Annotated in this window: 26 protein-coding genes and 1 pseudogene; 14 read left to right on the top strand and 13 right to left on the bottom strand. The window is 56.9% G+C overall.

Annotated elements, in window-relative coordinates; translation table 11 throughout:
- Nucleotides 1–424 precede the first annotated feature (424 nt).
- A complete protein-coding gene (locus tag HII27_RS27060; RefSeq protein WP_223883116.1) occupies nt 425–613 on the bottom strand; it encodes a hypothetical protein in 189 nt (62 codons plus the stop codon).
- Between HII27_RS27060 and HII27_RS00265 the strand changes: the two genes are divergently transcribed.
- The 6 genes from HII27_RS00265 (at nt 527) to HII27_RS00240 (ending at nt 6,591) form a co-directional block, all read left to right on the top strand.
- The gene (locus tag HII27_RS00265; protein ID WP_317983829.1) at nt 527–1,168 is read left to right on the top strand and encodes a TVP38/TMEM64 family protein; all 642 of its coding nucleotides are present in this window, start codon (nt 527–529) and stop codon (nt 1,166–1,168) included. The two genes, HII27_RS27060 and HII27_RS00265, sit on opposite strands and share 87 nt — an antisense overlap.
- Complete coding sequence (locus HII27_RS00260) at nt 1,168–1,869, top strand: TVP38/TMEM64 family protein (RefSeq protein WP_185665987.1); 702 nt, start codon at nt 1,168–1,170, stop codon at nt 1,867–1,869. Before HII27_RS00265 ends, HII27_RS00260 begins: the two co-directional genes overlap by 1 nt.
- On the top strand, nt 1,869–3,062 hold the full coding sequence (locus HII27_RS00255; RefSeq protein ID WP_185665986.1) for an ABC transporter substrate-binding protein: 1,194 nt from the start codon (nt 1,869–1,871) through the stop codon (nt 3,060–3,062). Before HII27_RS00260 ends, HII27_RS00255 begins: the two co-directional genes overlap by 1 nt.
- A complete protein-coding gene (locus tag HII27_RS00250) occupies nt 3,035–4,570 on the top strand; it encodes an ABC transporter permease family protein (RefSeq protein WP_185665985.1) in 1,536 nt (511 codons plus the stop codon). The genes HII27_RS00255 and HII27_RS00250 overlap by 28 nt, the downstream gene beginning before the upstream one ends.
- A complete protein-coding gene (locus tag HII27_RS00245) occupies nt 4,570–5,202 on the top strand; it encodes an ATP-binding cassette domain-containing protein (RefSeq protein ID WP_185665984.1) in 633 nt (210 codons plus the stop codon). The genes HII27_RS00250 and HII27_RS00245 overlap by 1 nt, the downstream gene beginning before the upstream one ends.
- 84 nt (nt 5,203–5,286) lie before the next feature.
- Nucleotides 5,287–6,591: a sulfurtransferase gene (locus HII27_RS00240; RefSeq protein WP_185665983.1), complete on the top strand. Its 1,305-nt coding sequence runs from the start codon at nt 5,287–5,289 to the stop codon at nt 6,589–6,591.
- On the opposite strand, the gene HII27_RS00235 is transcribed toward HII27_RS00240, so the two are convergent.
- Nucleotides 6,588–7,220 (bottom strand): CDP-alcohol phosphatidyltransferase family protein, encoded by a 633-nt coding sequence (locus HII27_RS00235; protein WP_185665982.1) that lies wholly within the window; start codon nt 7,218–7,220, stop codon nt 6,588–6,590. The genes HII27_RS00240 and HII27_RS00235 overlap by 4 nt on opposite strands.
- Nucleotides 7,210–7,779, bottom strand: a complete 570-nt coding sequence (locus HII27_RS00230; RefSeq protein WP_317983827.1) for a carboxymuconolactone decarboxylase family protein — start codon at nt 7,777–7,779, stop codon at nt 7,210–7,212. The genes HII27_RS00235 and HII27_RS00230 overlap by 11 nt, the downstream gene beginning before the upstream one ends.
- Before the next feature lie 78 nt (nt 7,780–7,857).
- Here HII27_RS00230 and HII27_RS00225 point away from each other — a divergent pair, with 78 nt between their 5' ends.
- Nucleotides 7,858–8,274, top strand: a complete 417-nt coding sequence (locus HII27_RS00225) for a pyrimidine (deoxy)nucleoside triphosphate diphosphatase (RefSeq protein ID WP_317983826.1) — start codon at nt 7,858–7,860, stop codon at nt 8,272–8,274.
- Here the strand turns inward: HII27_RS00225 and HII27_RS00220 are convergent.
- Nucleotides 8,234–8,503 (bottom strand): YnjH family protein, encoded by a 270-nt coding sequence (locus HII27_RS00220; protein ID WP_185665981.1) that lies wholly within the window; start codon nt 8,501–8,503, stop codon nt 8,234–8,236. The two genes, HII27_RS00225 and HII27_RS00220, sit on opposite strands and share 41 nt — an antisense overlap.
- A 235-nt stretch (nt 8,504–8,738) precedes the next feature.
- Between HII27_RS00220 and gdhA the strand changes: the two genes are divergently transcribed.
- Complete coding sequence (gdhA, locus tag HII27_RS00215) at nt 8,739–10,082, top strand: NADP-specific glutamate dehydrogenase (protein WP_185665980.1); 1,344 nt, start codon at nt 8,739–8,741, stop codon at nt 10,080–10,082.
- 114 nt (nt 10,083–10,196) lie between these two features.
- Here gdhA and HII27_RS00210 read toward each other — a convergent pair whose 3' ends face one another.
- Both HII27_RS00210 and selD read right to left on the bottom strand, forming a co-directional pair.
- Nucleotides 10,197–12,134, bottom strand: coding sequence for a DNA topoisomerase III (locus tag HII27_RS00210; RefSeq protein WP_185665979.1), 1,938 nt, complete (start codon nt 12,132–12,134; stop codon nt 10,197–10,199).
- A gap of 4 nt (nt 12,135–12,138) precedes the next feature.
- Nucleotides 12,139–13,182, bottom strand: a complete 1,044-nt coding sequence (gene selD, locus HII27_RS00205) for a selenide, water dikinase SelD (RefSeq protein WP_185665978.1) — start codon at nt 13,180–13,182, stop codon at nt 12,139–12,141.
- A 627-nt stretch (nt 13,183–13,809) separates the two neighbouring features.
- On the opposite strand from selD, the gene HII27_RS00200 reads away from it, so the two are divergent.
- A complete protein-coding gene (locus HII27_RS00200; RefSeq protein WP_185665977.1) occupies nt 13,810–13,998 on the top strand; it encodes a hypothetical protein in 189 nt (62 codons plus the stop codon).
- Nucleotides 13,995–14,336, top strand: coding sequence for a hypothetical protein (locus tag HII27_RS00195; RefSeq protein ID WP_185665976.1), 342 nt, complete (start codon nt 13,995–13,997; stop codon nt 14,334–14,336). The genes HII27_RS00200 and HII27_RS00195 overlap by 4 nt, the downstream gene beginning before the upstream one ends.
- 202 nt (nt 14,337–14,538) lie before the next feature.
- Here HII27_RS00195 and HII27_RS00190 read toward each other — a convergent pair whose 3' ends face one another.
- Together HII27_RS00190 and HII27_RS00185 are read right to left on the bottom strand one after the other, a co-directional pair.
- Entirely contained in the window at nt 14,539–14,772 is a 234-nt protein-coding gene (locus HII27_RS00190; protein ID WP_185665975.1) for a hypothetical protein, read from the bottom strand.
- Nucleotides 14,773–15,058: 286 nt separating this feature from the next.
- Nucleotides 15,059–15,610, bottom strand: a complete 552-nt coding sequence (locus HII27_RS00185; protein WP_185665974.1) for an NAD(P)H nitroreductase — start codon at nt 15,608–15,610, stop codon at nt 15,059–15,061.
- Between the two features lie 159 nt (nt 15,611–15,769).
- Here HII27_RS00185 and sppA point away from each other — a divergent pair, with 159 nt between their 5' ends.
- From sppA to pncA, 3 genes are read left to right on the top strand one after another with little or no spacing between them, the layout of a single operon-like run.
- Nucleotides 15,770–17,626, top strand: a complete 1,857-nt coding sequence (sppA, locus tag HII27_RS00180) for a signal peptide peptidase SppA (RefSeq protein ID WP_185665973.1) — start codon at nt 15,770–15,772, stop codon at nt 17,624–17,626.
- Between the two features lie 56 nt (nt 17,627–17,682).
- Complete coding sequence (gene ansA / locus HII27_RS00175; protein ID WP_185665972.1) at nt 17,683–18,699, top strand: asparaginase; 1,017 nt, start codon at nt 17,683–17,685, stop codon at nt 18,697–18,699.
- A 10-nt stretch (nt 18,700–18,709) separates the two neighbouring features.
- Nucleotides 18,710–19,351: a bifunctional nicotinamidase/pyrazinamidase gene (gene pncA / locus HII27_RS00170; protein WP_185665971.1), complete on the top strand. Its 642-nt coding sequence runs from the start codon at nt 18,710–18,712 to the stop codon at nt 19,349–19,351.
- A 6-nt stretch (nt 19,352–19,357) separates the two neighbouring features.
- Here pncA and HII27_RS00165 read toward each other — a convergent pair whose 3' ends face one another.
- Together HII27_RS00165 and HII27_RS00160 are read right to left on the bottom strand one after the other, a co-directional pair.
- The gene (locus HII27_RS00165) at nt 19,358–19,882 is read right to left on the bottom strand and encodes a GNAT family N-acetyltransferase (RefSeq protein WP_185665970.1); all 525 of its coding nucleotides are present in this window, start codon (nt 19,880–19,882) and stop codon (nt 19,358–19,360) included.
- An 11-nt stretch (nt 19,883–19,893) separates the two neighbouring features.
- Nucleotides 19,894–20,163, bottom strand: coding sequence for a type II toxin-antitoxin system TacA family antitoxin (locus HII27_RS00160; protein WP_185665969.1), 270 nt, complete (start codon nt 20,161–20,163; stop codon nt 19,894–19,896).
- A gap of 218 nt (nt 20,164–20,381) precedes the next feature.
- Between HII27_RS00160 and HII27_RS00155 the strand changes: the two genes are divergently transcribed.
- Nucleotides 20,382–21,635, top strand: coding sequence for a glycoside hydrolase family 18 protein (locus HII27_RS00155; protein ID WP_185665968.1), 1,254 nt, complete (start codon nt 20,382–20,384; stop codon nt 21,633–21,635).
- Nucleotides 21,636–21,737: 102 nt separating this feature from the next.
- Here HII27_RS00155 and HII27_RS00150 read toward each other — a convergent pair whose 3' ends face one another.
- The 3 genes and pseudogenes from HII27_RS00150 to ssuD form a co-directional block, all read right to left on the bottom strand.
- Nucleotides 21,738–23,144: an LLM class flavin-dependent oxidoreductase gene (locus HII27_RS00150; protein ID WP_185665967.1), complete on the bottom strand. Its 1,407-nt coding sequence runs from the start codon at nt 23,142–23,144 to the stop codon at nt 21,738–21,740.
- 55 nt (nt 23,145–23,199) lie between these two features.
- Complete coding sequence (locus HII27_RS00145) at nt 23,200–24,585, bottom strand: FAD/NAD(P)-binding protein (protein WP_223883115.1); 1,386 nt, start codon at nt 24,583–24,585, stop codon at nt 23,200–23,202.
- A 12-nt stretch (nt 24,586–24,597) separates the two neighbouring features.
- A pseudogene (ssuD, locus tag HII27_RS00140) lies at nt 24,598–25,770 on the bottom strand (FMNH2-dependent alkanesulfonate monooxygenase).
- Nucleotides 25,771–25,845: the final 75 nt, after the last annotated feature.

Genomic DNA, 25,845 nt, shown 5'->3' with positions numbered 1-25,845 from the left:
CCAGCGGGGACTCATCGGTTTCAGAAAGACTGTTTTTTGCTGTTAACTAAAAGACCGCACGGTTTTGGGTGGCGTCTAAATCGCCGAAGCGTTCCCTGTAGGCCGGGTCAGCCCACATGGATGTGGGCTGAGGGCGCGGTTTTACAGGGACGTTGCCTCGCGCCCGACCCGAAGCCGGAAGGGATAAGCTGAGGGAACCGCGAAGCGGCGATTTTGCCGCCAGAGCCCGGGGGTGCAGGGGGCGGCGGCGATTGGCCGCCCCTTGCGCGCTCCCTGCGCCAATACAATTTATATGGCTAGCGCTGGAAGGGAGCGCAACAGAGTGATGATCCAAACCGAACCCCGCACCCAACCCGAAACCTACAATGAAAAATTCTGAGCAAAATCAATAAACCAACGCTAATATCTTGCAGTGACCACTAATCTATAATACCGTCGCGCGCACTTTTTCTTCCCGGCAGGAGGACCCCCATGCAAAAGAAGTCACTACCACACAGCCACTAAGCTCCTGCTCATTGTCGCTGTCATCAGCCTGCTCGCTATCCTGATCCACACCTTCGACCTCGCTGACCTGGTCACCAACTTCCGCCACCTGCAGGAACTGGTCCGCCAAAGCGGCGCGCTTGGCTACATCATCTACATTGCCCTGTTTATCCTCGCCACGGTATGCCTGCTGCCCGGCAGCGTGCTGGTGCTGGTCGGTGGCATTGCCTTTGGTCCATGGCTCGGCACGCTGCTGTCGCTGATTGCCGCCACTGCTGCCTCGGCGCTCTCCTTCCTGCTCGCCCGCTGGCTCGGGCGCGCGCTGCTGCTTAAATACGTCGGGCACACCGCCACCTTTCAGGCGATTGAACGGGGCATAGCCCGCAGCGGTATCGACTTTCTGATTCTTACCCGGCTCATTCCGCTCTTTCCGTACAATATCCAAAACTACGCCTACGGACTGACTGCCATCCCCTTCTGGCCCTATACCCTGATCTCTGCGCTGACCACGCTGCCGGGAATTTTTATCTATACGCTGATGGCAAGCGAACTGGCGGCACACGGCCTGACGCTGGCGTTTATCCTCAAACTGAGCCTCGCCGGGTTGGCGCTGTTTGCGCTGGTGCAGGCGGCCAAACGCTATGCCCGGCATAGACGCGTTGACCTTTCCGAGGAGGAGCGCTGATGGCATCACGCAACGCCACGCTGTTTTTCCGTCTGCTGCTGCTCACCGCGTTTATTGCGCTGCTGCTGGCCTGGTGGTGTATTCCGAGCGTGAATGCGTTTATCGATCATAGCCTGACCGCGTTTCTCGCCGTCGACCAGCAGGGCATCGAGCGGTTTATCCACTCCTATGGATCACAGGCCGCCGCCGTCTCCTTTGTACTGATGATTTTTCAGGCCGTTGCCGCCCCACTGCCCGCCTTTCTTATCACCTTCGCCAATGCCTCGCTGTTCGGCGCATTCTGGGGCGCGGTGCTCTCGTGGACCAGCTCGATGGCCGGTGCCGCGCTATGCTTCTACATCGCCCGGCTGATGGGGCGCGGAGTGGTCGAAAAGCTGACCGGAAAAATGGTGCTTAAAAGCATAGACGGCTTCTTTGAACGCTACGGCAAGCACACCATTTTAGTCTGCCGCCTGCTGCCTTTCGTCCCCTTCGACCCGGTGAGCTACGCCGCCGGGCTGACGTCGCTGCGCTTTCGCCACTTTTTTATCGCCACAGGTATTGGTCAGCTTCCCGCCACCATCGTCTATTCATGGGTCGGCAGCCTGCTCACCGGCGGCACCTTCTGGTTTGTCACCGGGCTGTTTATTTTGTTCGCACTGACTATCGTTATCGTTGTCGCTAAGACGTTCTATCATGAACGACAAAAGAGGAATTCCTGATGCGTTATCACGCAGATGTACATCGCCTGCGCGCTGGGCTGTTGGGGCTTGGCCTATTGGCGCTGAGTCCATTGACGGTTCACGCGCAAAGCTGGCAGCAGGTGGAAAACGAGGCCAAAGGGCAAACCGTCTGGTTTAACGCCTGGGGTGGCGATGAAGCAGTGAACCACTATCTTGACTGGGTGAGCGGTGAAGTGAAGCGTGATTACGCCATTAACCTGCGCATCGTACACATTGCCGATGCGGCAGACACCGTAAAGCGCATTCAGACCGAAGCGCAGGCCGGGCGTAAGACTAACGGATCGGTCGATTTGTTGTGGGTCAACGGTGAAAACTTCCGCGCGCTGAAAGAGGCCAACCTGCTGCGTACCGGTTGGGCGGAGCAGTTACCGAACTGGCGCTATGTGGATGTGAGCAAACCGGTGCGGGAAGATTTCTCGGTACCGGTGGAAGGCGCAGAATCGCCATGGGGCAGCGCACAGCTGACCTTTATTGCTCGCCAGCAGCAAACGCCGCAGCCGCCGGACTCACCGCAGGCGCTGCTCGAATTTGCCAAAGCCCATCCCGGCACGGTGACCTACCCGCGCCCACCCGACTTCACCGGCACTGCGCTGCTTGAGCAGCTGTTAATCAACCTCACCACCCAGCCGGATGCGCTGAAACAGCCGCCGCAGGCAAAGACCTTTGCTGCCGTCACCGCACCGCTGTGGGCCTATCTTGACACGCTGCACCCGTTGCTGTGGCGCAATGGTAAAGATTTCCCCCCTTCACCGGCGCGAATGGACGCTATGCTGAGCAACGGTTCGCTGCGCCTCTCCCTCACCTTTAACCCGATGCACGCGAAGCAGAAAGTGGCAAAAGGCGAACTGCCGAAGGACAGCTACAGCTTTGGTTTCCAGAGCGGCATGCTGGGCAACGTGCACTTCGTGACAATTCCGGCGAACGCTTCCGCCAGCGCCGGGGCGCAGGTGGTGGCAAACTTCCTGCTCTCCCCTGAAGCACAGTTGCGCAAGGCCGATCCAGCGGTATGGGGCGACCCCAGCGTGCTGGATCCGGCAAAGCTAAGTCCCGAACAGCAAAAAACGCTGCAATCGCTTATCCCGGAACACGCGCCGAAAGTACTGGCTGAGCCGCACGCTGCCTGGGTGAATGCGCTGGAGCAGGAATGGCTGCGCCGTTACGGTACGCACTGATTCTACTTTGCTGGGGCATGATGCTGATTATCTATCTGCCCCTGCTTCCCGCTGCCGGTCTGCTGTTAAGACCAGCGTTTTCGCTCGCCCACTGGCAACAACTGCTCACCGACCCGCAGCTGATACAGGCACTGACCGCGACGATCGTCTCCACGCTGCTCTCGGTTGGTGGCGCGCTGGTGCTGGCGCTACTGGTCATCGCGACGCTTTGGCCTTCTGCGGGCTGGCAGCGGCTCTCTTCCCGGCTGCCCTGGCTGCTGGCGCTACCGCACGTGGCTTTCGCCACCTGCGCGCTATTGCTGTTTGCCGAAGGCGGCGCGCTCTATCGTTTGCTGCCGATGCTCAGCCCATTTCAGGACCGTTACGGTATCGGGCTGGGTCTGGTGCTGGCGGTCAAAGAGAGCGGCTTTTTACTGTGGGTGTGCTGGGCGCTACTCGGCGAACGCCGGCTGGCAGAACAGGTGGTGGTGTTTAAAAGCCTCGGCTACGGGCGCGGGCAGTGCCTGACCCGGGTTATTCTTCCGGCATTGATGCCCTCGCTCAAGGTGGCGCTGCTGGCCACCGCGGCCTGGACGCTGTCGGTGGTCGACGTGGCGACGATTATCGGCCCCGGTAACCCGCCGACGCTGGCGGTGCTGGCCTGGCAATGGCTGAATTCGGCAGCCCCAGAGGATCAGGTCAAAGGTGAACTGACCTGCCTGCTGTTACTGGTGTTGCTGGCGCTACTTGCCGGTACCGCCGCAGGCCTCTGGTCGCTCTGGCAACGACGACTGCCCAGGTTGAACGGCGTACGACGCCCCAGTTTCTCGCAAGCCCCAGGACGAATAGTCGGCCTGCTGCTGCCGCTCAGCGGATTAGTCTGTACCCTGTTTCTGATGTTGCAAGCGCACGCCACTCTGCCCGATGCCGATACCTTCAACAACAGTCTGTGGCTGGGGCTGCTGTCCGCGCCGATCGGTGCGGTGGTCTGCCTACTGTGGCTGGAATGGGGGCCACGCCGGGTACAGGGTTGGCTCAACCTTCCGCTGCTGTTACCCGCACTGCCGCTGGCCGCAGGACAATATCAACTGGCGCTTTATGGCTGGCTCGATGGGCAGTTCGCTACCGTGCTGTGGGGGCATCTGCTGTGGGTAGTGCCATGGATGCTGTTTGTACTTCGCCCGGCCTGGCAGAAAATTGACCCGCGCCAGATACTGCTGGCAAAAACGCTTGGCTGGCAGCGTGGGGCGATTTTCCTACGGCTGAAGTGCCCGCTGATCGTTCGCCCGCTGCTGTCGGCGCTGGCGGTCGGCTTTTCCGTGAGTATCGCCCAGTATCTGCCCACCCAATGGCTTGGCGGTGGACGCGTGCCCACGCTGACCACCGAAGCCGTGGCGCTGAGCAGCGGCGGCGTAACCGCGACGCTTGCCGCCCAGGCGCTATGGCAGCTGTTGCTGCCGATGGGCTTCTTTTTACTTACCGCGCTGCTGGCGCGCCGTATCGGCCATTTACGCCGGGGATTACGCTAATGTTGCAGGTCAACAATCTGACGCTCACGCTCGGCGGTCAGCCACTGTTGCGCGAGGTTAACTTCACCGTCGCGGCGGGCGAAATTGTGACGCTGATGGGGCCGTCTGGTTGCGGAAAGTCGACGCTGTTTTCGTGGATGGTCGGCGCGCTCGATGGCGCCTTTCGCGCACAAGGCGAACTGTGGCTTAACGGCCGCCGCTGCGATCCGCTACCTACTGAGAAACGGCGCATCGGCGTGCTGTTCCAGGACGCGTTGCTGTTCGACAATATGAGCGTCGGGCAGAACCTGCAGCTAGCGCTGCCCGCGACCGTTACCCGTCATGCCCGCCAGCCTCGCGTTGAGCTGGCGCTGGCGCAGGCGGGGCTGGACGGTTTTTATCGTCGTGACCCGGCCACCCTTTCCGGTGGCCAGCGCGCCCGCGTAGCGCTGCTGCGCGCGCTGCTGGCAGAACCCGACGCGCTGCTGCTGGATGAGCCATTTAGCCGCCTCGACGGGCCGCTGCGCGGCAGTTTTCGCCAATGGGTGTTCGCCGAACTCCGCCAGTTACACATTCCCGTGGTGCAGGTGACTCACGACCCGGATGATGTCCCCACCGACGCCGTCTGTTTGCAGTTAGCAAACTGGCATTGACGCGGGAAATACTGCGTTAACGCAAGGTATTTCCCCCTCTAGAGGTTCAGAATGATGCTCCTTTTTTCCTCGTCGGATGATTTGATGAAACGTGTTTCTCAACTGACCGCGCTGGCCGTTGCGCTTGGCCTCGCTTCCTCTGTCTTTGCTGCCGAAACGGCAAAAACCTTAACCTTGACCCACCTGCTGCAGCAAAATGGCACCGCCATTGATACGCGCATGAGCGCGTTTTACAACGGCTGGCCTCAGCATGCCAACGGCACGCAGGGCCACGAACCGGGCGCGTTAAACCTCTCCGCTAGCTGGCTCTCCGCGATGAACGACGAGCAGCTTAGCGCGTGGGCGCAGCAGCATCAGCTGAGTAAAACCACCGACATCGCACTTTACGGCGACAGTAAAGACAACGAGGCGGTCGCCAAACGTCTGAAACACGCGGGCTTCAACAATATCTCCACCCTGAGCGATGCGCTGGAGCAGCCAGACCGCCTGCAAAAGCTGCCGCACTTCGAACAACTGGTATACCCGCAGTGGCTGCATGATTTACAGCAGGGAAAAAACGTTCCGGCAAAACCGGCGGGCGACGTTAAAGTGATTGAAGCTGCCTGGGGCGCGCCGAAACTTTACCTGGTCAGCCATATTCCGAACGCAGACTATATCGACACCAACGAGGTGGAAAGCGAGCCGCTGTGGAATAAGGTTTCTGACGATAAGCTCAAAGCGATGCTGGCGAAACACGGCATCCGCCATGACACCACCGTTATTCTTTACGGTCGCGATGTCTATGCGGCGGCGCGTGTCGCACAAATTATGCTGTATGCGGGCGTGAAAGATGTGCGCCTGCTGGACGGCGGCTGGAAAACCTGGTCCGATGCAGGTCTGCCGGTGGAACGCGGCCTGCCGAAAGACGTGGCTCCGGCGCCAGACTTCGGCATCACCATCCCCGCCCAACCGCAGTTGATGCTGGATATGGAACAGGCGCGCAGCCTGCTGCATCGTCAGGATGCGTCGCTGGTCAGCATTCGCTCGTGGCCGGAATTTATCGGCACCACCAGCGGCTACAGCTACATTAAGCCAAAAGGTGAGATTGCTGGCGCTCGTTGGGGCCATGCGGGTAGCGACTCCACCCATATGGAAGATTTCCATAACCCGGACGGCACCATGCGCAGCGCAGACGATATCGCAGCGATGTGGAAATCCTGGAACATTCTGCCAACCCAGCAGGTCTCCTTCTATTGCGGCACCGGCTGGCGCGCGTCTGAGACCTTTATGTACGCCCGTGCGATGGGCTGGCAGAACGTCAGCGTCTACGACGGCGGCTGGTACGAGTGGAGCAGCAACCCTAAAAACCCGGTTTCCACCGGCGATCGCGGCCCGGACAGTTCTCGCTAATCCGTCTCTTTATGACGCTGGAGGTTCTTCAGCGTCATGTACCCTCCCCACACCCGATTAAACGTCGTCAGCCAGCACAGCGCGCCAAAGATCCACGCCATCCACGCGAACCACGCCGGAAACAAGCAGCCCAGCACAAACAGCAAAATCGTCTCAGTGCCTTCGGTTAAACCGCCAAGGTAGTAAAACGATTTGTGGGCGTAGCCTGGGTTATCAATCTGATGCTTCGCCGCCAGCGCCGCAAACGCCAGAAAGCTGCTGCCGGTGCCCATAAACGCAAACAGCAACCAGCCCCCCGCCAGGGCATTCGCCGTCGGATCTGCCAGCATAAAGCCGAACGGTACCAGCGCGTAGAACAGAAAATCGAGGGCGATATCCAGAAAGCCGCCGGCATCCGTCAGCCCACGCCGCCGGGCCAGCGCACCGTCAAGCCCGTCGAGCAACCGATTTGCCACGATGGCCACCAGCGCCGCACCGTACCAGCCCAGCGCCAGAAACGGCAGCGCTAAAACGCCAATCGCAAAGCCCAGCAGCGTAATGCCGTCGGCGGAAATACCGGGTTTATCCAGCGCCTGCGCAGTGCGGTTCAACAGTGGCTTCAGGCGCGGGTGAAGATGTTTATCCAGCATCGTGCTTTCCCGTCGTGCGGCACAGCCCCTGTGAAGGGATCTCCAGCGCAGTATTAAAGCGCGCCGACAAATTCTGAAATGCCACCAGCGCGGTCATCTCCGTGATTTGTTCATCATTAAAGTGACAGTGTAACGTTTCTTTCTGTGCTACAGAAATTAACGGCGGCGTCGCGGTCATCGCATCAGCGTAGCCCAGCGCCGCACGTTCAGCAGGAGAAAACAGCGTCGAGGTTTGCCAATCGCCCAGCGCCAGCACTTTATCCATCGCCCCGCTACGCTGTGCCAGACGCAGACTGTTGGCATCAATGCAAAATGCGCAGTCGCACTGCTGGGAAACGCGGGTCATCAACAGCGCCCGTAGCGTGGGGTCCAGACGCGCTTTTTTACGCTCCAGATAGCCAACAAACAGCGCCACTAACCAGAAGAGCCGGGGCATTCGCCCCCACCAGCGGGTGGGATTCAATACGCTGCCGTAATGCTTCTGCTGCATGGCAACAATAGGTTTCAGACTGAGGGGTAACTGACTGAGCGGTTGCACCCAGGGTTGTTTATTTTTCACCCGGAGACTCCTGCAAGGCTTTAGCTAACAACAAAGCAGCGATAATATGGCATTCCTTTTATCAAGTCTTTGACCGCTATGCTGAAAACCATTGATGTTGTTGCCGCCATTATCGAACAAAACGGCAAAATTTTGCTGGCCCAGCGCCCTCCACATGCCGATCAGGCCGGGCTTTGGGAGTTCGCGGGGGGAAAAGTTGAGGCCGGCGAAAGCCAGCCGGAAGCGCTGGTGCGCGAACTACAGGAAGAGCTGGCGATCCGCGCCTGGCCTGGCCGTTACGTTGCCAGCCACCAGCGTGAAGTCTCCGGGAGAATCATTCATCTTCACGCCTGGCACGTGCCCCATTTTGACGGTGAAATCATCGCCCGCGAACACAGTGCGCTTGTGTGGTGCACGCCAGAAGAGGCCTTTAGCTATGCGCTGGCCCCCGCCGATGTGCCGCTGCTTGAGGCGTTTATGGCTTTACCCGACGCCAGACCAGCGGATTCGTGCTGATGGTTCGCTCATCGCGCTGACACTGTAACAGCACGCCCTCAGCCTTAATCACCGCCCCTTCCGAGTAGTTCTGGTTCTCATAAATACAGCACTGGGTGCACGGCTGCGCCCGCTGGGTGGTGTTGCTGTTGCTGAACACCTCTGGCGGGACATTCACCTCAAGCTGCGGCCGCGCCTGCGCCGCATGACAAAACAGCGCCAGAGCGCCCGCTATCCAGAACGTTTTCATCCCTTAATCTCCTGAAAAATCTTCTCTTAATACTATCGACCAAATTCAGGGCGAGCTTAAGTTTTTTACATCATCGTTTTTAGTTATGACCCCCTCCCGAGTATTAATTTTATTTTGGTCCTGGAATTTACTTGTCATACGTTAGCCGGGTAATGATATAGTCGAAAAACGACACTTTATTAAACACAACCATAACAACTACATACATCTACAATCATAAGAGGTACTTATACTTATGGATAAGGTTTGCTCCCTGGATTCCTTCCTGGCTCATGTTCAACAACGCGACCCACACCAGACCGAGTTTGCTCAGGCTGTCCGTGAAGTCATGACAACGCTCTGGCCGTTTCTGGAACAGAACCCGCGCTATCGCCAGCTCTCTCTGCTGGAGCGATTAGTTGAGCCTGAGCGTGTTATTCAGTTCCGCGTCGTGTGGGTAGACGACCGCAATCAGGTACAGGTTAACCGCGCATGGCGCGTGCAGTTCAGTTCGGCGATTGGGCCGTACAAAGGGGGAATGCGCTTCCACCCGTCTGTAAACCTCTCTATTCTCAAATTCCTCGGCTTCGAACAGACCTTCAAAAACGCCCTGACCACCCTGCCTATGGGCGGCGGTAAAGGCGGTTCTGACTTCGATCCGAAAGGTAAAAGCGAAGGCGAAGTGATGCGCTTCTGCCAGTCGCTGATGACCGAACTCTATCGTCATCTGGGTTCAGACACCGACGTTCCGGCGGGCGATATCGGCGTGGGCGGGCGTGAAGTCGGCTTTATGGCCGGGATGATGAAAAAACTCTCCAACGACACCGCCTGCGTGTTTACCGGCAAAGGCCTGTCGTTTGGCGGCAGCCTGATTCGCCCGGAAGCGACTGGCTACGGTCTGGTGTACTTCACTGAAGCGATGCTTAAGCGTCACGGCCTGGGCTTTGAAGGAATGCGCGTCGCGGTTTCCGGTTCCGGCAACGTAGCGCAGTACGCCATCGAAAAAGCGATGGAGTTTGGCGCCCGCGTAGTGACTGCCTCCGATTCCAGCGGAACCGTGGTTGATGAAGCAGGTTTCACCAAAGAGAAGCTGGCGCGTCTGTGCGAAATTAAAGCCAGCCGCGACGGTCGCGTAGCCGATTATGCGCGCGAATTTGGTCTGGTCTATCTGGAAGGTCAGCAGCCGTGGAGCGTGCCGGTGGATATCGCGCTGCCGTGCGCGACCCAGAACGAGCTGGACGTTGACGCGGCACGCGTGCTGATTGCCAACGGCGTGAAGGCCGTGGCGGAAGGTGCCAACATGCCAACCACCATCGAAGCAACCGACCTGTTCCTCGAAGCGGGCGTGCTGTTCGCACCGGGTAAAGCAGCGAACGCCGGCGGTGTCGCAACCTCTGGCCTGGAAATGGCGCAGAACGCGGCGCGTATGAGCTGGAAAGCGGAGAAAGTGGATGCGCGTCTGCACCACATCATGCTGGATATCCACCACGCCTGCGTTGAGCACGGCGGTGAATCTGCACAGACCAACTACGTTCGCGGTGCAAACATTGCAGGCTTCGTGAAAGTGGCCGATGCGATGCTGGCGCAGGGCGTGATTTAATCTTGTCGGTAGCCCGGACGCAGCGCTTTAGCGCCAACTCCGGGTTTTCCCCGGCGTTGCTTCGCTCGGCCGGGCTACATTTCTCCAGAAAACATCATCAGGCAGTCGGGGCGATTATGCGTCTTGTTCCGGGCTTGCCGTCGGTTTCTTACTCTTCCCTTTGCCTTTACTGAACGATTTCTTCGCACCGCTCGGCGCTGCTAATCCACGGAACTGTCTCACCGGCGTACTGCGCGCCTGCTCGATAAGCTGGAACAACGTGCCCACCAGCGGCTGCATAAAGTCCTGATAGCGGCACTGCTTTTCGCTGATTTGCGTCAACGTGGACTCCCAGTGCGCCGTCATATCCGGACGTGTAGCCATCTCCGGCAGCGAATGGAACAGCGCTTTTCCCGCATCGGTCGAGTGTATATAGCGCCCTTTCTTGGTCAGAAAACCGCGCTTAAACAGAAGTTCGATAATCCCGGCACGCGTCGCTTCGGTACCTAATCCGTCGGTGGCGCGCAGGATCTTCTTCAGATCTTTATCCTGCACAAAACGGGCAATCCCGGTCATTGCCGACAACAGCGTGGCGTCGGTGAAATGGCGCGGCGGCTGCGTCTGTCGCTCTACCACTTCGCCGTTTTCACACAGCAGTTCATCCGCTTTCGCCACCACCGGCAGCGGTGTACCGTCGTTCTCTTCGTCGCGCTCTTTCGCCCCCAGCAGCGTGCGCCAGCCGGCTTCCGCCAGGAAACGCGCCTTCGCCACAAACTTACCGTTGGCAATATCGAGATCGATCTGACACTTGCGATACACCGCATCCGGACAGAACTGCATCAGATACTGACGTGCGACGAGGTTATAAACCTTCGCTTCGTTGTCGGTGAGATTAACCTTGCTGGCCCGCGCCGTAGGAATAATGGCGTGGTGAGCGTCGACCTTTTTATCGTCCCAGCAGCGGTTGCGGGTATCGGTGTTCACCACCGGCTGCGGCAGCAAATCTGGGGCGTGTACGCCGATAGCGTTGATCACCGCATGTCGACCGGCGAAATGTTCTTCCGGCAGATAGCGGCTATCGGAACGCGGATAGGTGATGAGTTTATGGGTTTCGTACAGCTTCTGACAGATATCCAGCACGTTCTGTGCGCTGAGGCCAAAGCGTTTGGCCGCTTCAATCTGCAAGGCCGATAGCGAAAACGGTAGCGGCGCGGGTTCGGAGTCACGCTTATCGTTGTAGGCGGTAACCAGCGCGGGCTGCCCACCTATACGCTTCACCACGTGCTCGGCCAGCGCGCGGTTCAGCAAACGCCCTTCTTCATCCTGATGCGGCTCGCAGGCTTCGCTCGGCTGCCAGGTGGCGGTAAAGCGTTCGTCTTTTGGTGTGACGATGTGCGCTTTCACTTCGAAGAAATCCTTCGACACGAAATGTTCGATCTCTTCATCGCGGCGCACCACCAGCCCCAGCACCGGGGTCTGCACACGCCCAACCGAGAGTACGCCCTGATAGCCCGCATTACGCCCAAGAATGGTATAGGCGCGAGTCATATTGATACCGTACAACCAGTCGGCACGGGCGCGGGCCAGCGCCGACACGCACAGCGGGATAAACTCGCTATTGGCGCGCAGGCGGGAAATCGCCCGTTCCACCGCCTGTGGGTTCAGGTCGTTGATTAGACAGCGCTGCACCTGATGACGTTTTTCCGCCGACAGCTGCAAGTAGTCCAGCACTTCATCCACCAGCAGTTGCCCCTCTCTATCGGGGTCACCCGCGTGGATGACTTCACTGGCTTCATGCAGAAAGCGCTTAATGACGTTGAGCTGTTTGGTGACCGATGGCCGGGGCTGTAGCTGCCACTTTTCCGGCACAATCGGCAGGTCCTGCAGATTCCAGCGCGCATAGCGGCTGTCATAGACATCAGGCTGCGCCTGCTCCAGAAGGTGGCCAATACACCAGGTCACGACCTGACCGTTGCCGCATTCGATAAAGCCGTCGCCCTTACGATGGGGCTTCGGCAGCACGTCAGCAATGGCGCGAGCCAGGCTCGGTTTTTCCGCTATGAACAACCGCATCGGTTCAGCGCAGCTCGATCATCGGACGGCCACCGCGCGCGGTCACCAGTTCGCCGATGGCGGTCAGGTTGATACCAAATTCCGCAGCCGCCGCATGCACCGCTTCTTCGGCGTCCGGCGTGACCGCCAGCAGCAGGCCGCCGGAGGTTTGCGGGTCGCAGAGCAGCGCACGTTGTGAGGCGGTCATGGAGCCCATCAGGTGACCATAGCTGGCAAAGTTACGTTCGGTCCCGCCCGGCACGGCGCCAAGCTCAATATATTCGGCTACGCCCGGCAGTTTCGGCACCGCGTCGAAGTCAATCTGTGCCTGGACGCCTGCGCCCTGGCACATTTCGCTCAGGTGGCCGAGCAGACCAAAACCGGTCACATCGGTCATCGCTTTAACGCCTTCGATATTGGCAAACGCCGAGCCCACCAGGTTCATCTGGCACATCACTTCCGTCGCCAGCCCCTGGTGCTCTGGCTTCAGCAGCGATTTTTTCTCGGCGGTGGTCAACACGCCAATCCCCAACGGTTTGGTCAGGAACAGCTTGCAGCCCGCCTGCGCAGTACTGTTTTTCTTCACGCGCTCGGTCGGAACGATACCGGTGACCGCCAGGCCGAAAATCGGTTCCGGCGCGTCGATGGAGTGACCGCCCGCCAGCGCAATACCGGCCTGTTTGCAGGCAAAGCGCCCGCCTTCGGTCACTTCACGGGCAATTTCCGGCGCCAGGGTGTTAATTGGCCAGCCGAGGATGGCAATCGCCATAATCGGCTTACCGCCCATCGCGAAGATATCGCTGATAGCGTTGGTCGCCGCAATGCGGCCAAAGTCGAACGGGTTGTCGACAATTGGCATAAAGAAATCGGTGGTGCTGATGACCGAGGTACCGTTACCCAGGTCGTAAACGGCGGCATCGTCGCGAGTTTCGTTACCCACAAGCAGGTTCGGGTCGATAAACTTCGTCTGCTCGCTGTGCAGGATGGTCTCCAGCACCTTCGGTGAAATTTTACAACCGCAACCCGCTCCGTGGCTGTACTGCGTTAAACGAATGGCCTGCTCGCTCATGGACAACTCCTGATTGTTCGGAAATTCTATAACATGCTAATTTTATTAGAATTTTCCAACTAAACAAAATTTAATATGTCTAAAACGTTAGAGATTCTATCACATGGAGAGCGACTGTATTAAGGAAAGAACCAACGCTGGAGGCCACAATCCTATGTCAGGCTTTATTGGTGTTTAAGAAACATACCGTGGAATGCTATATTTTCGAGAGATTCACGTTGATTACTTTTATAAATTATCTTATCCCCTTTTAAGTCGAAAAAAACAGAATGAATACTTCAATGTTAAAACAATATTAACCACCCCAAAAAAACATTAACAACAGTTAAAATCAGTTCGCTATTCGCACACGAAATTTCATTTTCACCGCTGATTATTAGTAAAAACTTGCATTCCATACATGTTAATAAAAAGGTTTAATACAATTGGTGTGATGAATGATTGCATTGCTCTGCAACGATAAGGTAAATTGTCTCTCCTCAGTGTTTTAATGAACTCCCATTAATTGGTATAAATTAATGATTTTGAATTATGCCAACCCAGCAGCATATTTATGCTTGTGCAATCTTTCAAATAACCATTAAGCGCTGTCGAATGTACTACTATCTGGAGGTTATGAAGTACGCCATGAAAGAAACCCCAGATGAAGAACCTGACCAGGTTTTAATCGATAGTGTAAACATCGAGGCAAAAAAATTTAGACTTCGCACTCAACCATTTATTTCTCAAGAGATGGATGGTTGTATTCAAAAAGAATTTAATGACAATAAATTTGAATTTATGAAACATGCACGAAAAAAGGGGTATAAAGGATGAAATATTTGTTCTGGTTAAGTACATTATTCGTACCTTCGCTAGCACAAGCGATTGACACGCCCGCAGCAGCCTATTTATGCACTAGTATGTCCAATAGTAAAGCATGGATGATGGTTGTTAACTTTGAGGGGGTAATTACTGCTGAAAATGGCGGAATTTCACTTGAAGCCAAAGAAGCTAAACCCGGTGATACGCTCTATCATGTCACTGAGTTTAAAACATTACAAGGAAAGCAAGCACAACCAGCAGACAATATCGTATTTGATGGTAAGACATTTGAGGCCAGCGATGGAAATCACTCATTATTTTATGGCAACTGTGAAGTGTATAAACAATGATAACCAGAGTTTTTTAGACTACCCTGTTTTTCATTACGAACATGTAGCATATGAATTAATAATAAAAACTGACGTCTATCTTATGACATTAACAAGAAGCCCTAAAGGCTTCTTGTTCGTAGAAAAAATGGCTTTAATAGTGTCAAACATTAACAACATCCTTTAACGTCTTGATGGAATAATTTTATTACAAAGCAAGAAGTTAGTGAAATTGAACGCCAATAGCAATTCCAATAACAATAGAAATTAAAATAACGATCGCCCATTCTTCTTTTCTATTACGAACATTAACCACTCGCTCTATCGTCACTATCTCTTTTTTTTCGCCCCTTGCAGCAGATAGACTACTTTCAAGATAAGTCACTTGATCAAGTAGATCCTTGCTGCGTTTTTTTAACTCTTCATATTCAGATAATTCTATTATGACTTGTGGCATTGTTGGCCTCGATAGTGTTGTCGCCTTATCGTGAGATTAAGCCAAGCCCTTTGGCGCGAGAGGCATTATTCCCTCTTAAAAACGCTATCCGTTCAAGATTTAGTGTAGTGGCACTTATGATTATCTATCTGTGTATTTTTTAACCTCACGTCACATTTTTAAGCGTATTCTTACTAGCTAATGACCAGAATGTGTTGTCCGTTAACGCCAGAACAGAGCCGTGATAAGTACGACTGTCTGAATTCGTGGGCAGTTGCCTATATTCCAGACAATCGTAACGGTTTTTTTAAAGGTAACGGACGAACGGTGCCGTATCCGGGAAGGTGATGGTCGTCGACGCTTTGAGCTGCGGCGTGCCGAGATAGAGGAAGCCGACAATTTTATCCTGCTCGCCACATTGCAGCCCTTCGCGCACCACCGGACTTTCGGTCAGCGCACCGCTGCGCCAGATGCCGTTAAAGCCCTGAGCAACGGCGGCCATCTGCATCGCCATCACCGCGCAGCCTGCCGACATTTCCTGCTCCCACTTCGGCACTTTTGGGTGATCCTGGCATTTGGCAATCACGGTGATGATCATCGGCGCGCGGAACGGCGCATTGCGCGCTTTTTCGATAGCCTTCTCATCGCTTTGCGCAGCAATCGCGCCCTGCTCCAGCAACTGGCTGAAACGCTCACGGCCTGCGCCTTCAATCACCACAAACTGCCACGGCTGCAAGGTGCCGTGATCCGGAGCGCGCATCCCGGCGCGGAGGATGTTTTCCAGCGCTTCGCCTGCCGGTGCGGGCTCTGCCAGACGGGAAGCGCTGCGGCGATTAACGAGTAGTTCAAGTGCGTCCATTGAGTAACCCTCTCATGTTATTTTTCATAAAATTAACATGCGCGAGGATTTTGTTACAGCGCCGAAGGCGATTCCTGCTGACAAGCGGCGGCGGTCTATTTAGGATAGCCACACGTTTTGCCGTTTCGGTAAACCTTTTATTTCTTGCAGGGAGAATACATGCGAACCCTATGGCGCTTTATTGCCGGATTCTTTAAATGGACGTGGCGGCTGCTCAACTTCGTACGCGAGCTGGTGCTGAACCTGTTCTTTATTCTGCTGGTGCTGGTTGGCGTCGGCATCTGGTTGCAGGTCAGTAGCAGCACCACCAGCGAGCGTAGTAGCCGCGGTGCGCTGCTGCTGGATATCAGCGGCGTGGTGGTGGATAAGCCTTCCGCCAGCAGCAAGCTTAGCGTGATTGGCCGCCAGATTTTCGGCGCCAGCAGCGATCGCCTGCAGGAAAACTCGCTGTTTGATATCGTGCAGACTATTCGCCAGGCGAAAGACGACCGCAATATCACCGGCATCGTGCTGGATCTGAAAAACTTCGCCGGTGGCGATCAGCCGTCGATGCAGTATATCGGCAAGGCGCTGCGCGAATTCCGCGACACCGGCAAACCGGTTTACGCCGTCGGCGATAGCTACAGCCAGGGGCAATATTATCTGGCGAGCTTCGCCAACAAAATCTGGCTGTCGCCGCAGGGCGTGGTTGACCTGCACGGTTTCGCCACCAACGGCCTGTACTACAAGTCGCTGCTCGATAAGCTGAAGGTCTCGACCCACGTGTTCCGCGTCGGCACCTATAAATCCGCCGTTGAGCCGTTTATCCGTGACGATATGTCCCCTGCCGCGCGCGAAGCGGACAGCCGCTGGATTGGTGAGCTGTGGCAGAACTACCTGAATACCATCGCCGCTAACCGTCAGATTACCGCGCAGCAGGTCTTCCCAGGCGCGCAGGGGCTACTCGACGGGCTGCGTAAAGCGGACGGTGACACGGCAAAATACGCACTCGACAACAAGCTGGTTGATGCGCTGGGCTCAAGCGCGGATATCGAAAAAGCGATGACCAAAGCGTTTGGCTGGAGCAAGGCCGATAACAACTATCGTGCCGTCAGCATGTATGACTACGTGGTGAAAACCCCGGCAGATACCGGCTCAAGCATCGCCGTTATCTTCGCAAACGGCGCCATTATGGACGGTGAAGAAACCCCGGGTAACGTCGGCGGCGACACCACCGCGTCGCAGATTCGCGATGCGCGTCTGGATCCGAAAGTGAAAGCCATCGTACTGCGCGTGAACAGCCCTGGCGGCAGCGTTAGCGCCTCTGAGGTGATCCGCGAAGAGCTGGCAGCAGCCAAAGCAGCTGGCAAACCGGTAGTCGTTTCGATGGGCGGTATGGCCGCTTCCGGTGGCTACTGGATCTCTACGCCAGCGGATTACATCGTCGCCAGCCCAAGCACGTTGACCGGCTCTATCGGTATCTTCGGGGTGATCAACACCGTTGAAAACACGCTGGATTCCATCGGCGTGCACACCGATGGCGTGGCAACCTCACCGCTGGCCGATATGGCGGTGACCAAAGCCCTGCCGCCTGAAGTGCAGCAGATGATGCAGCTCAGCATCGAAAACGGCTACAAGCGCTTTATCACACTCGTGGCGCAGGCACGTAAGAGTACGCCTGAAGCAATCGACAAGATTGCACAGGGCCACGTGTGGACCGGTGAAGATGCGAAGGCTAACGGGCTGGTTGATAGCCTCGGTGATTTCGACGATGCGGTAGCGAAAGCTGCGGAGCTCGCGAAAGTGAAATCCTGGCATGTTGACTACTACCAGAGCGAACCGACGTTCTTTGATATGGTGATGGATAGCGTATCCGGTTCGGTGCGCGCCTCGCTGCCTCAGGCCGTGCAGGCCTATCTGCCTGCCCCGCTGGCGGCGGCCGCCAATACGGTAAAAGCCGAGAGCGACAAGCTGGCGGTGTTTAACGATCCGCAAAATCGCTATGCATTTTGCCTGACCTGCGCCAATATTCGCTAATCGCAATCCCCTCCACATGGAGGGGATTTTCTTTCGATTAATCAATAGACGACCCCATGCAAAAAAAATCTATTTACGTCGCCTACACCGGCGGGACCATCGGGATGCAGCGCTCTGACCACGGCTACATTCCGGTTTCCGGTCATCTCCAGCGCCAGCTGGCGCTGATGCCTGAGTTCCATCGCCCCGAAATGCCGGACTTTACGATCCACGAATACGACCCGCTGATGGACTCTTCCGACATGACGCCGGAAGACTGGCAGCACATCGCCGACGACATCAAAGCGCACTACGACGAGTACGACGGTTTTGTGATTCTGCACGGCACCGACACCATGGCGTTCACCGCCTCGGCGCTCTCGTTTATGCTGGAAAATCTCGGTAAACCGGTTATCGTTACCGGTTCACAGATCCCGCTGGCCGAGCTGCGTTCCGATGGGCAGATCAACCTGCTAAACTCGCTGTACGTCGCCGCGAACTACCCGATTAATGAAGTGACCCTGTTCTTCAATAATCGCCTCTATCGTGGCAACCGCACCACCAAAGCGCACGCCGACGGCTTTGATGCTTTCGCTTCGCCAAACCTGCAGCCACTGCTGGAAGCCGGGATCCATATCCGCAAATTAGGCACCCCGCCTGCACCACACGGCGAAGGCGAACTGATTGTGCACCCGATTACGCCGCAGCCGATTGGCGTGGTGACCATTTATCCCGGCATCTCCGCCGACATGGTGCGTAACTTCCTGCTCCAGCCGGTTAAAGCGCTGATTCTGCGCTCTTACGGCGTGGGCAATGCTCCTCAAAACGGCGTTTTCGTCAATGAACTGGCGGAAGCAAGCAAGCGCGGCATCGTAGTGGTGAACCTCACCCAGTGCATGTCTGGCAAAGTGAACATGGGCGGCTACGCCACCGGTAACGCGCTGGCGCAGGCGGGCGTGATTAGCGGCTCTGACATGACGGTAGAAGCCACGTTGACCAAACTGCACTATCTGTTAAGCCAGGGGCTGGATGCCGACGCTATCCGCAGCGCCATGCAGCAGAACCTGCGCGGTGAACTGACGCCGGACGAGTAAGGAGAGCGAGATGACACAACGTGCACTGTTATTGGTCGATTTACAAAATGATTTCTGCGCCGGTGGGGCACTTGCCGTCGCCGACGGTGACAGCACCGTCGACGTGGCAAATCTGCTCATCCGCGCCGCGAAGATTCGCGGTGATGTGGTCGTCGCAAGCCAGGACTGGCACCCCGCCAACCACGGCAGCTTTGCCAGCCAGCACGCGGTAGCCGTCTACAGCCAGGGCACGCTCGATGGCCTTCCGCAGACCTTCTGGCCGGATCACTGCGTGCAGCACAGCGACGGCGCGGCGCTGCATCCGCTGTTGACGGCTCAGGAGATCGATGCCGTGTTCCACAAAGGTGAAAGCGTCAATATCGACAGCTACAGCGCCTTTTTCGACAACGGCCATCGCCAGAAAACCGGTCTCGACGCATGGCTGCGTGAGCGCGGTATCGACGAGCTTGTGGTGTTGGGGCTGGCAACCGATTACTGCGTGAAGTTCACCGTACTGGATGCATTACAGCTTGGCTATACGGTCAACGTTATCACCGACGGCTGCCGCGGCGTCAATATTCAGCCGCAGGACAGCGCCAATGCGTTTATGGAAATGGCGGTCGAGGGAGCAACGCTGTATACGCTGGATGACTGGCTGGAAATTCAGGGCTGAAAGGCATTATTTTTGCTCAAACAACGCCTCAATAGATTTGGTGGGATAGAACAAAGAATTTGCGTTCTCGCCCACCAACGCTATAAACCCCAATGTCAGATAAAATGATTTCGCGTTGTCGTTCAACGCATCGACAAACAGACCATGTACGCCCACAGCTTGCGAAGCACTATGCACAACCCTCATCGCATGTGCGACCATCATCGTTCCCCACGCGTTTCCCTGTAACGTTTTATGCACCGCCAGGCGGCCCAATGTCACGCTAGGTACATTGGTATAAGGTACTTTACGCCGTTGGTTTTTAGAAGGCAGCGTCTCTTTCTCGAAGCTGCTACCGGATAACGTGTAGTACCCTAGGACCCTCGGGATTGGATCGCGCGTGATGAGTAAATAACCACGCAGAATACGCCCACGATGCTGACGAGCAAGATGCTCTACAAGAAAGAGATTAAGCGACTCTTCTCCGCAATCAAATTCAGAGAAGTCATATTCCCTGCCTTCAGAAAACATCTCGATGGTCAGATTATCCATAATCCCATCCTCTATTCCATATTGCGCAGACGTTTAACCGCTCGCTGCAGCCTCTCATCAGGGATCACCGGTTGTGCAATGGCATCCATAACACGGTTCCAGGATGCTTCGTTCAGCACTTGACGTCGATGCTGTTCAATAATTTCAGCCGCTCGTCCTGAAGCGCTCTCCACGACAAACTGCGTGATAGTCTGATTACTCATGGCAGCTGCCTCTTCAATGATCCTTTTATCGTCATCGTTTAGTCGAAGATCGATTCGTTGTTTTTTCAGTGCAGGCATGATGACTCCAGAAAATTTACCTTGTACGGAATAAATCCGTACACAAAGTATAAAAAATCATCCATCCATTTACAATATTCCCTGACGTAAATCGTCTTCTCCCCTCGTGAACCATCTCGCAGATTTAACCCAGCGGCAGTGATATGTTCGAACGGCTGTTTTTTCGCCACGCCATTTCCGTGGCGTGTTTGCTTTTTTAATGTCAAAGAGGACCGTTTATGAAACTTTTGCCTTTGCTGGCAGCATTACCCCTGCTCTGCGCCTCGGTTGTTTCCGCGAATTCCTTGATGTCCGTCGGCTACTTCAACGGTGGCGGTGACGTGACGGCGGGGCCCGGCGGCGACATCGATAAGCTCGACGTTCGCCAGATTACCCACCTGAACTATTCGTTCGGCCTTATCTACAACGACGAGAAAGACGAAACCAACGACGCGTTAAAAGATCCAACCAAACTGCACCAAATCTGGCTCTCGCCGAAAGTGCAGGCCGATTTAGAAAAGATCCCTACGTTGCGTAAACAGAACCCCGATCTGAAAGTGCTGCTGTCCGTCGGCGGCTGGGGGGCTCGCGGCTTCTCCGGCGCGGCGGCCACGCCAGAATCCCGGGCGGTATTTGTCCGCTCGGTGCAGGATGTGGTGGCGAAATATGGTTTGGATGGTATCGACCTTGACTGGGAATACCCGGTCAACGGCGCATGGGGTCTGGTCGCCAGCCAACCGGCGGACCGGGATAACTTCACGACGCTGCTTAAAGAACTGCGCGATACGTTTGGCCATAAAAAGCTGGTGACCATTGCCGTAGGCGCCAATGCGGAAAGCCCGAAAAGCTGGGTGGACGTGAAAGCCATTGCGCCGCTGCTCGATTACATCAACCTGATGACCTACGACATGGCGTACGGTACTCAGTATTTCAACTCCAACCTTTATGATTCGACCCAGTGGCCAACGGTAGCTGCGGCGGATAAGTACAGCGCCGACTTCGTGGTGAATAACTATCTGGCTGCCGGTCTGAAGCCAAGCCAGATGAACCTCGGCATCGGTTTCTATGGCCGGGTGCCAAAACGTACGGTTGAGCCGGGCATTGACTGGAGCAAGCCGGATGCACAGAAAAACCCGGTGACCCAGCCTTACTTTGGGCCGCACGAGGTGGATCTGTTTAAATCGCTGGGCGTAGACCTCAGCAAAGATACCTACGTGAAGTACAACGATATTGTCAGCAAACTGCTGAACGACCCGCAAAAACGCTTTACCGAGCACTGGGATGACCAGGCGAAGGTGCCATGGTTGTCGGTGCAGTCAACGGACGGCAAACCGCTGTTCGCGCTCTCTTATGAGAACCCGCGTTCGGTGAGCATCAAGGCCGAGTACATTAAGAGCAAAGGGCTGGCTGGCGCGATGTTCTGGGAGTACGGTGCCGATGACAACAACCAGCTGGCGAAGCAGCTGGCCGAGTCGCTGGGGATCAAACACTAAACAAGTAGCCCGGACGAGGCGTTCCGCCGACTCCGGGGGTGGCTCGGTGCCAGATGAAACATCGAGCCATCCCGGCGGCGCTTCGCTTGGCCGGGCTACGGATTATAGGTATCGCACCGGCGTTAACATCCCGCTTTGTTCATGAATACGGTAACCGGCTCCCGGATGCGGCGCCTGCAACCGGGCGCTGCCGCCGAACAGCTTCTCGCGCAGCGTGCCCTGGCTATACTCCTGCTTGTAAACCCCGCGCTTTTGCAGCTCTGGAATTAAGAGCTCCACAACATCGGTGAACGTTTCATGGGTCACTGCATAGGCCAGGTTAAAACCGTCCACGTCCGTCTCTTCCACCCACGATTGCAGTTCGTCCGCCACCGTCTGGGCGCTACCCACCATCAGCGGACCAAAGCCGCCAATGCCCACCCAATCCGCCATCGCCTTCACCGACCACTGACGCTCTGGGTCAGCGGTTGAGAAGGTGTCCACCACCGATTGAATGGCGTTGGTTTTCGCATAGGTAAAAACTTCATCAGGCTGATACTGGCCAAAATCAATCCCCGTCCAGCCGGAAATGAGCGCCAGCGCGCCTTCGTAGCTGGTCCAGTTTTTATACTCCTGCCACTTTGCCTGCGCCGCTTTGTCGGTTTCACCCACGATTACCGTTTGCATATTGAAGATCAGAATGCTGCGCGGGTCGCGCCCGGCCTCTTCGGCGCGACGGCGAATATCCGCTACCGTCCGCTTCAGCGCGCTTTTCGACGGCGAGGCAACAAAAACGCACTCGGCGTGGCTGGCAGCAAACTGTTTACCACGGCTGGAAGCCCCCGCCTGATAAAGCACCGGCGTACGCTGCGGCGAGGGTTCGCACAGATGGTAGCCCGGTACGTCGAAAAACTTCCCATGGTGGTTAATCGCATGAATCTTGTTCGGGTCGCTGAAGATTCGTCGCTCGCGGTCACGCAGAATCGCACCCTCTTCCCAGCTACCTTCCAGCAGCTTGTAGATAACCTCCAGATATTCATCCGCGTAGTCGTAGCGGGCATCGTGCGCCGTCTGCGCCTGCTGGCCGATATTGCGCGCCCCGCTCTCCAGATAGGAGGTGACAATGTTCCAGCCCACGCGCCCTTTGGTTAGATGATCCAGCGTCGACAGGCGGCGGGCAAACGGATACGGGTGCTCAAACGACAGCGATGCCGTCAGGCCAAACCCCAGATGTTCGGTGACCAGCGCCATTGGCGTCACCAGCGCCAGCGGATCGTTCACCGGCACCTGCGCGGCCTGGCGAATGGCCGCATCGCCGTTGCCGTTGTAGACGTCGTAAACCCCCAGCACGTCGGCAATAAACAGGCCGTCGAACTTACCTCGCTCCAGCAGGCGCGCCAGATCGACCCAATAATCGAGATCCTTATACTGCCAGGAGCGGTCACGCGGATGGGCCCATAGCCCCGGCGATTGGTGGCCGACACAGTTCATATCAAAAGCGTTCAGACGAATTTCACGTTGTGATGACATAGCGTTTTCCCCTTACGCCCGGTCATGCCCCGGCGCAAAAATAGAGTTGGTAAAGTTACGATAACGCGAGCTGGCGGCAGTCGAGCCGTTCCAGCACCGACTGCGCGACCTGCTGGGCGTGATCCGCCACCTGCGGTAGCCCCATCAGTTCGCCAAAGCGCCCACGCGCCGCCGGACCGGCGACCCAGATGGGTAATGTGCTGCCCGCGGGCTGCGACTGCGCATCCACCTCAATGCCCATACCCAGCGCGTCGGCACGAATCATCCCGGCCTGTTCAAGCGCCCGGAAAAAGGGCTGACTGCTAATCAACTGGCTATGCGCAGGCCCGGTGGTCAGCACCAGATAGTCCACCGTCTCGAACTGAGGCTGACCGCCGCGTGGCTGCAACTGCAGACGTAGCGCGTCGCCTTCCGCCGTCACAGCATTTAAGCGGGCAGCCTGTACGCGCAGCAACCCCGCACGCTGGCGCGCGGCAATCGCCTGTGATACCTGCGGCGCAATGCGATAGCGATGCACATCCCAGAAGCGCCGTAGATGACGTAAAAACTGCCGCTTCTCCGTCTCGCTCATCTGCTGCCAGATGGCCTGCCCCTGGCTACGCACAGTGTCCAGCACCACTTGCCAGGGCAGCCCTTGCTCTGCCGCGCGGCGAATATCCTGGCGGATGCGCGCCAACCGCTGGCGCAGCGTGCCCGCCAGATAATCCGCCGTCCACTTGGGTAAATTGATGGGTGCATTAGGCCGTGAGAGCAGACCGTGACGCGAAAAGGCGATGATCTCGCCCTGATGTCCAAGCCGTTCCAGCGAGGCCACCACGTCCCCCATGCTCAGCGCGGTGCCCATAATGGCGACCCGTGCGCTGGCGGGGATCGCCGCGAGCGCGCCGCTCTGCCATGGGTTCGCGATCAGCCGTGGGTGAGCCGCCAGTTCGCAAACGGCTCCCGGTAGCTGCGGCGGCGGATGGCTAATCGCCAGCACCAGGCTATCGGGCAGAAGCCGCTCGCCTTTTTCCGTCACCACCCGACCGTCCTGCCAGCCAACGGCGCGGTCCTGTAGATGCACCACACGACCACGATGCGCACGGGCTTCAGCCGTCAGCGTGGCCTGAAGATAACGGCCAAACGCACCGCGCTGCGGATAGACGCTGCCGTCCGCAAGCAATGCCTGCGGGTCCTGTGGAAAGTCGCCGTAACGGCGATACCAGCGGTCAAACGCACCGTCGTCATCCCCGGCGAGCTGCATTCGCGCGGCGGGGACGTTAATCCGGTGCGCCGGGTCGGTAGCCGAATAGGCCACGCCCAGTCCCAGGGCATGACGAGGTTCGATAATGCTGATCCGCAGCGGGCGTGCCGCTTCGCGCAGCAGGTGGATGGCAACTGCCGTACCGCTAAACCCGCCCCCGACGATCACCACATGGGGTTCACTCATCCGTTGCTGCATAGTGTCGCCCCTTCAGCTCGCGCTGACCTGTTTGACCGGACGTTTCGCCCCGCCGATGGTTTCACCAAACGGCCCGGTGTTGAGCTGCCCCTTCGCCGAGCGCGGCTGGGTGCTGGTCGGCAACAGCGGCATGACCAGCTCCGCAAAACGGTGCGCCTCTTCCAGATGGGGGTACCCAGAGAAGATAAAGTTGGTGATGCCCAGCGCCTGATACTCACGGATACGCTCTGCAACCTGCTGTGGACTGCCCACCAGCGCGGTGCCAGCGCCGCCGCGCACCAGTCCGACGCCCGCCCAGAGGTTTGGCGCAATACGCAGGTTGTCGCGGTTACCGTTATGCAGGGCGCTCATGCGCGCCTGACCGGTGGAGTCCATACGGGAGAAAATCTGCTGCGCCTGCGCGATAGTCTCATCATCCAGGTGTGCAATCAGTTTGTCGGCGGCGGCCTAGGCCTCTTCTTCCGTTTCCCGCACAATCACGTGCAGGCGGATGCCATACTCCAGCGTGCGTCCTTTCTCTTCAGCGCGCGCTTTCACCACCGCTAGCTTTTCCGCCACCTGCGCCGGTGGTTCTCCCCAGGTGAGATAGGCGTCGATATGGTCGGCGGCCACCTCAATGGCCTGCGCCGATGAACCGCCAAAATAGAGCGGCGGCCCGTTGCGCTGCACCGTCGGAAACAGCACCTCCGCCCCCTCGACCTGAATATGCTCACCGTGATAGTCCACTTTTTCTCCAGCCAATAGGCGGCGGTAGACGTCCAGAAATTCGTGGGTTACTTCATAGCGCTCGCTGTGGCTCAAGAAGATGCCATCGCCTTTGTTTTCCACCGGATCGCCGCCGGTAACGACGTTTATCAGCAAACGCCCTTCGGAAAGACGGTCGAGGGTAGCCGCCATCCGCGCTGCCAGCGTCGGCGGCTGCAATCCAGGGCGAACGGCCACCAGATAGCGTAAATTTCGGGTGATGGGCGCTAACGCCGCCGCCACCAGCCAGGAATCTTCGCAGCTTTTACCGGTCGGGATCAGCACGCCGTAGTAGCCGAGGCTGTCGGCGGCCAGCGCCACCTGCTGCAGATAGGGAAGATCCACCGGGCGCCCCCCTTCGGTGGTGCCCAGATAGCGCCCATCGCCGTGGGTTGGTAGGAACCAGAAGATATTGATGTTCTCAGCGGCTTGTACGGTCATTATCCATTTCCTTTATAACTATATTTGGTATTTATAGAAGCGGTTATTTAAGTCAGTTATAAAGAGATTAGCGAA

Origin of the sequence: Kluyvera sichuanensis (assembly GCF_014218705.1) — a bacterium.
Lineage (GTDB): Bacteria > Pseudomonadota > Gammaproteobacteria > Enterobacterales > Enterobacteriaceae > Kluyvera > Kluyvera sichuanensis.
Note: the sequence above shows the minus strand (reverse complement) of the source record. Positions and strands in the feature narration are given on the sequence as shown.

Coding starts and splice junctions, on each gene's coding strand:
- HII27_RS00150 (WP_185665967.1), bottom strand. CDS start 23,144: ATGTCATCACAACGTGAAATTCGTCTGAACGCTTTTGATATGAACTGT.
- HII27_RS00185 (WP_185665974.1), bottom strand. CDS start 15,610: ATGGACGCACTTGAACTACTCGTTAATCGCCGCAGCGCTTCCCGTCTG.
- HII27_RS00195 (WP_185665976.1), top strand. CDS start 13,995: ATGAAATATTTGTTCTGGTTAAGTACATTATTCGTACCTTCGCTAGCA.
- gdhA (WP_185665980.1), top strand. CDS start 8,739: ATGGATAAGGTTTGCTCCCTGGATTCCTTCCTGGCTCATGTTCAACAA.
- HII27_RS00145 (WP_223883115.1), bottom strand. CDS start 24,585: ATGCAGCAACGGATGAGTGAACCCCATGTGGTGATCGTCGGGGGCGGG.
- HII27_RS00255 (WP_185665986.1), top strand. CDS start 1,869: ATGCGTTATCACGCAGATGTACATCGCCTGCGCGCTGGGCTGTTGGGG.
- HII27_RS00240 (WP_185665983.1), top strand. CDS start 5,287: ATGAAACGTGTTTCTCAACTGACCGCGCTGGCCGTTGCGCTTGGCCTC.
- HII27_RS00250 (WP_185665985.1), top strand. CDS start 3,035: ATGGCTGCGCCGTTACGGTACGCACTGATTCTACTTTGCTGGGGCATG.
- HII27_RS00190 (WP_185665975.1), bottom strand. CDS start 14,772: ATGCCACAAGTCATAATAGAATTATCTGAATATGAAGAGTTAAAAAAA.
- HII27_RS00160 (WP_185665969.1), bottom strand. CDS start 20,163: ATGCCTGCACTGAAAAAACAACGAATCGATCTTCGACTAAACGATGAC.
- HII27_RS00220 (WP_185665981.1), bottom strand. CDS start 8,503: ATGAAAACGTTCTGGATAGCGGGCGCTCTGGCGCTGTTTTGTCATGCG.
- HII27_RS00155 (WP_185665968.1), top strand. CDS start 20,382: ATGAAACTTTTGCCTTTGCTGGCAGCATTACCCCTGCTCTGCGCCTCG.
- ansA (WP_185665972.1), top strand. CDS start 17,683: ATGCAAAAAAAATCTATTTACGTCGCCTACACCGGCGGGACCATCGGG.
- sppA (WP_185665973.1), top strand. CDS start 15,770: ATGCGAACCCTATGGCGCTTTATTGCCGGATTCTTTAAATGGACGTGG.
- pncA (WP_185665971.1), top strand. CDS start 18,710: ATGACACAACGTGCACTGTTATTGGTCGATTTACAAAATGATTTCTGC.
- HII27_RS00245 (WP_185665984.1), top strand. CDS start 4,570: ATGTTGCAGGTCAACAATCTGACGCTCACGCTCGGCGGTCAGCCACTG.
- HII27_RS00225 (WP_317983826.1), top strand. CDS start 7,858: ATGCTGAAAACCATTGATGTTGTTGCCGCCATTATCGAACAAAACGGC.
- HII27_RS00200 (WP_185665977.1), top strand. CDS start 13,810: ATGAAAGAAACCCCAGATGAAGAACCTGACCAGGTTTTAATCGATAGT.
- HII27_RS00165 (WP_185665970.1), bottom strand. CDS start 19,882: ATGGATAATCTGACCATCGAGATGTTTTCTGAAGGCAGGGAATATGAC.
- selD (WP_185665978.1), bottom strand. CDS start 13,182: ATGAGCGAGCAGGCCATTCGTTTAACGCAGTACAGCCACGGAGCGGGT.
- HII27_RS00210 (WP_185665979.1), bottom strand. CDS start 12,134: ATGCGGTTGTTCATAGCGGAAAAACCGAGCCTGGCTCGCGCCATTGCT.
- HII27_RS00235 (WP_185665982.1), bottom strand. CDS start 7,220: ATGCTGGATAAACATCTTCACCCGCGCCTGAAGCCACTGTTGAACCGC.
- HII27_RS00260 (WP_185665987.1), top strand. CDS start 1,168: ATGGCATCACGCAACGCCACGCTGTTTTTCCGTCTGCTGCTGCTCACC.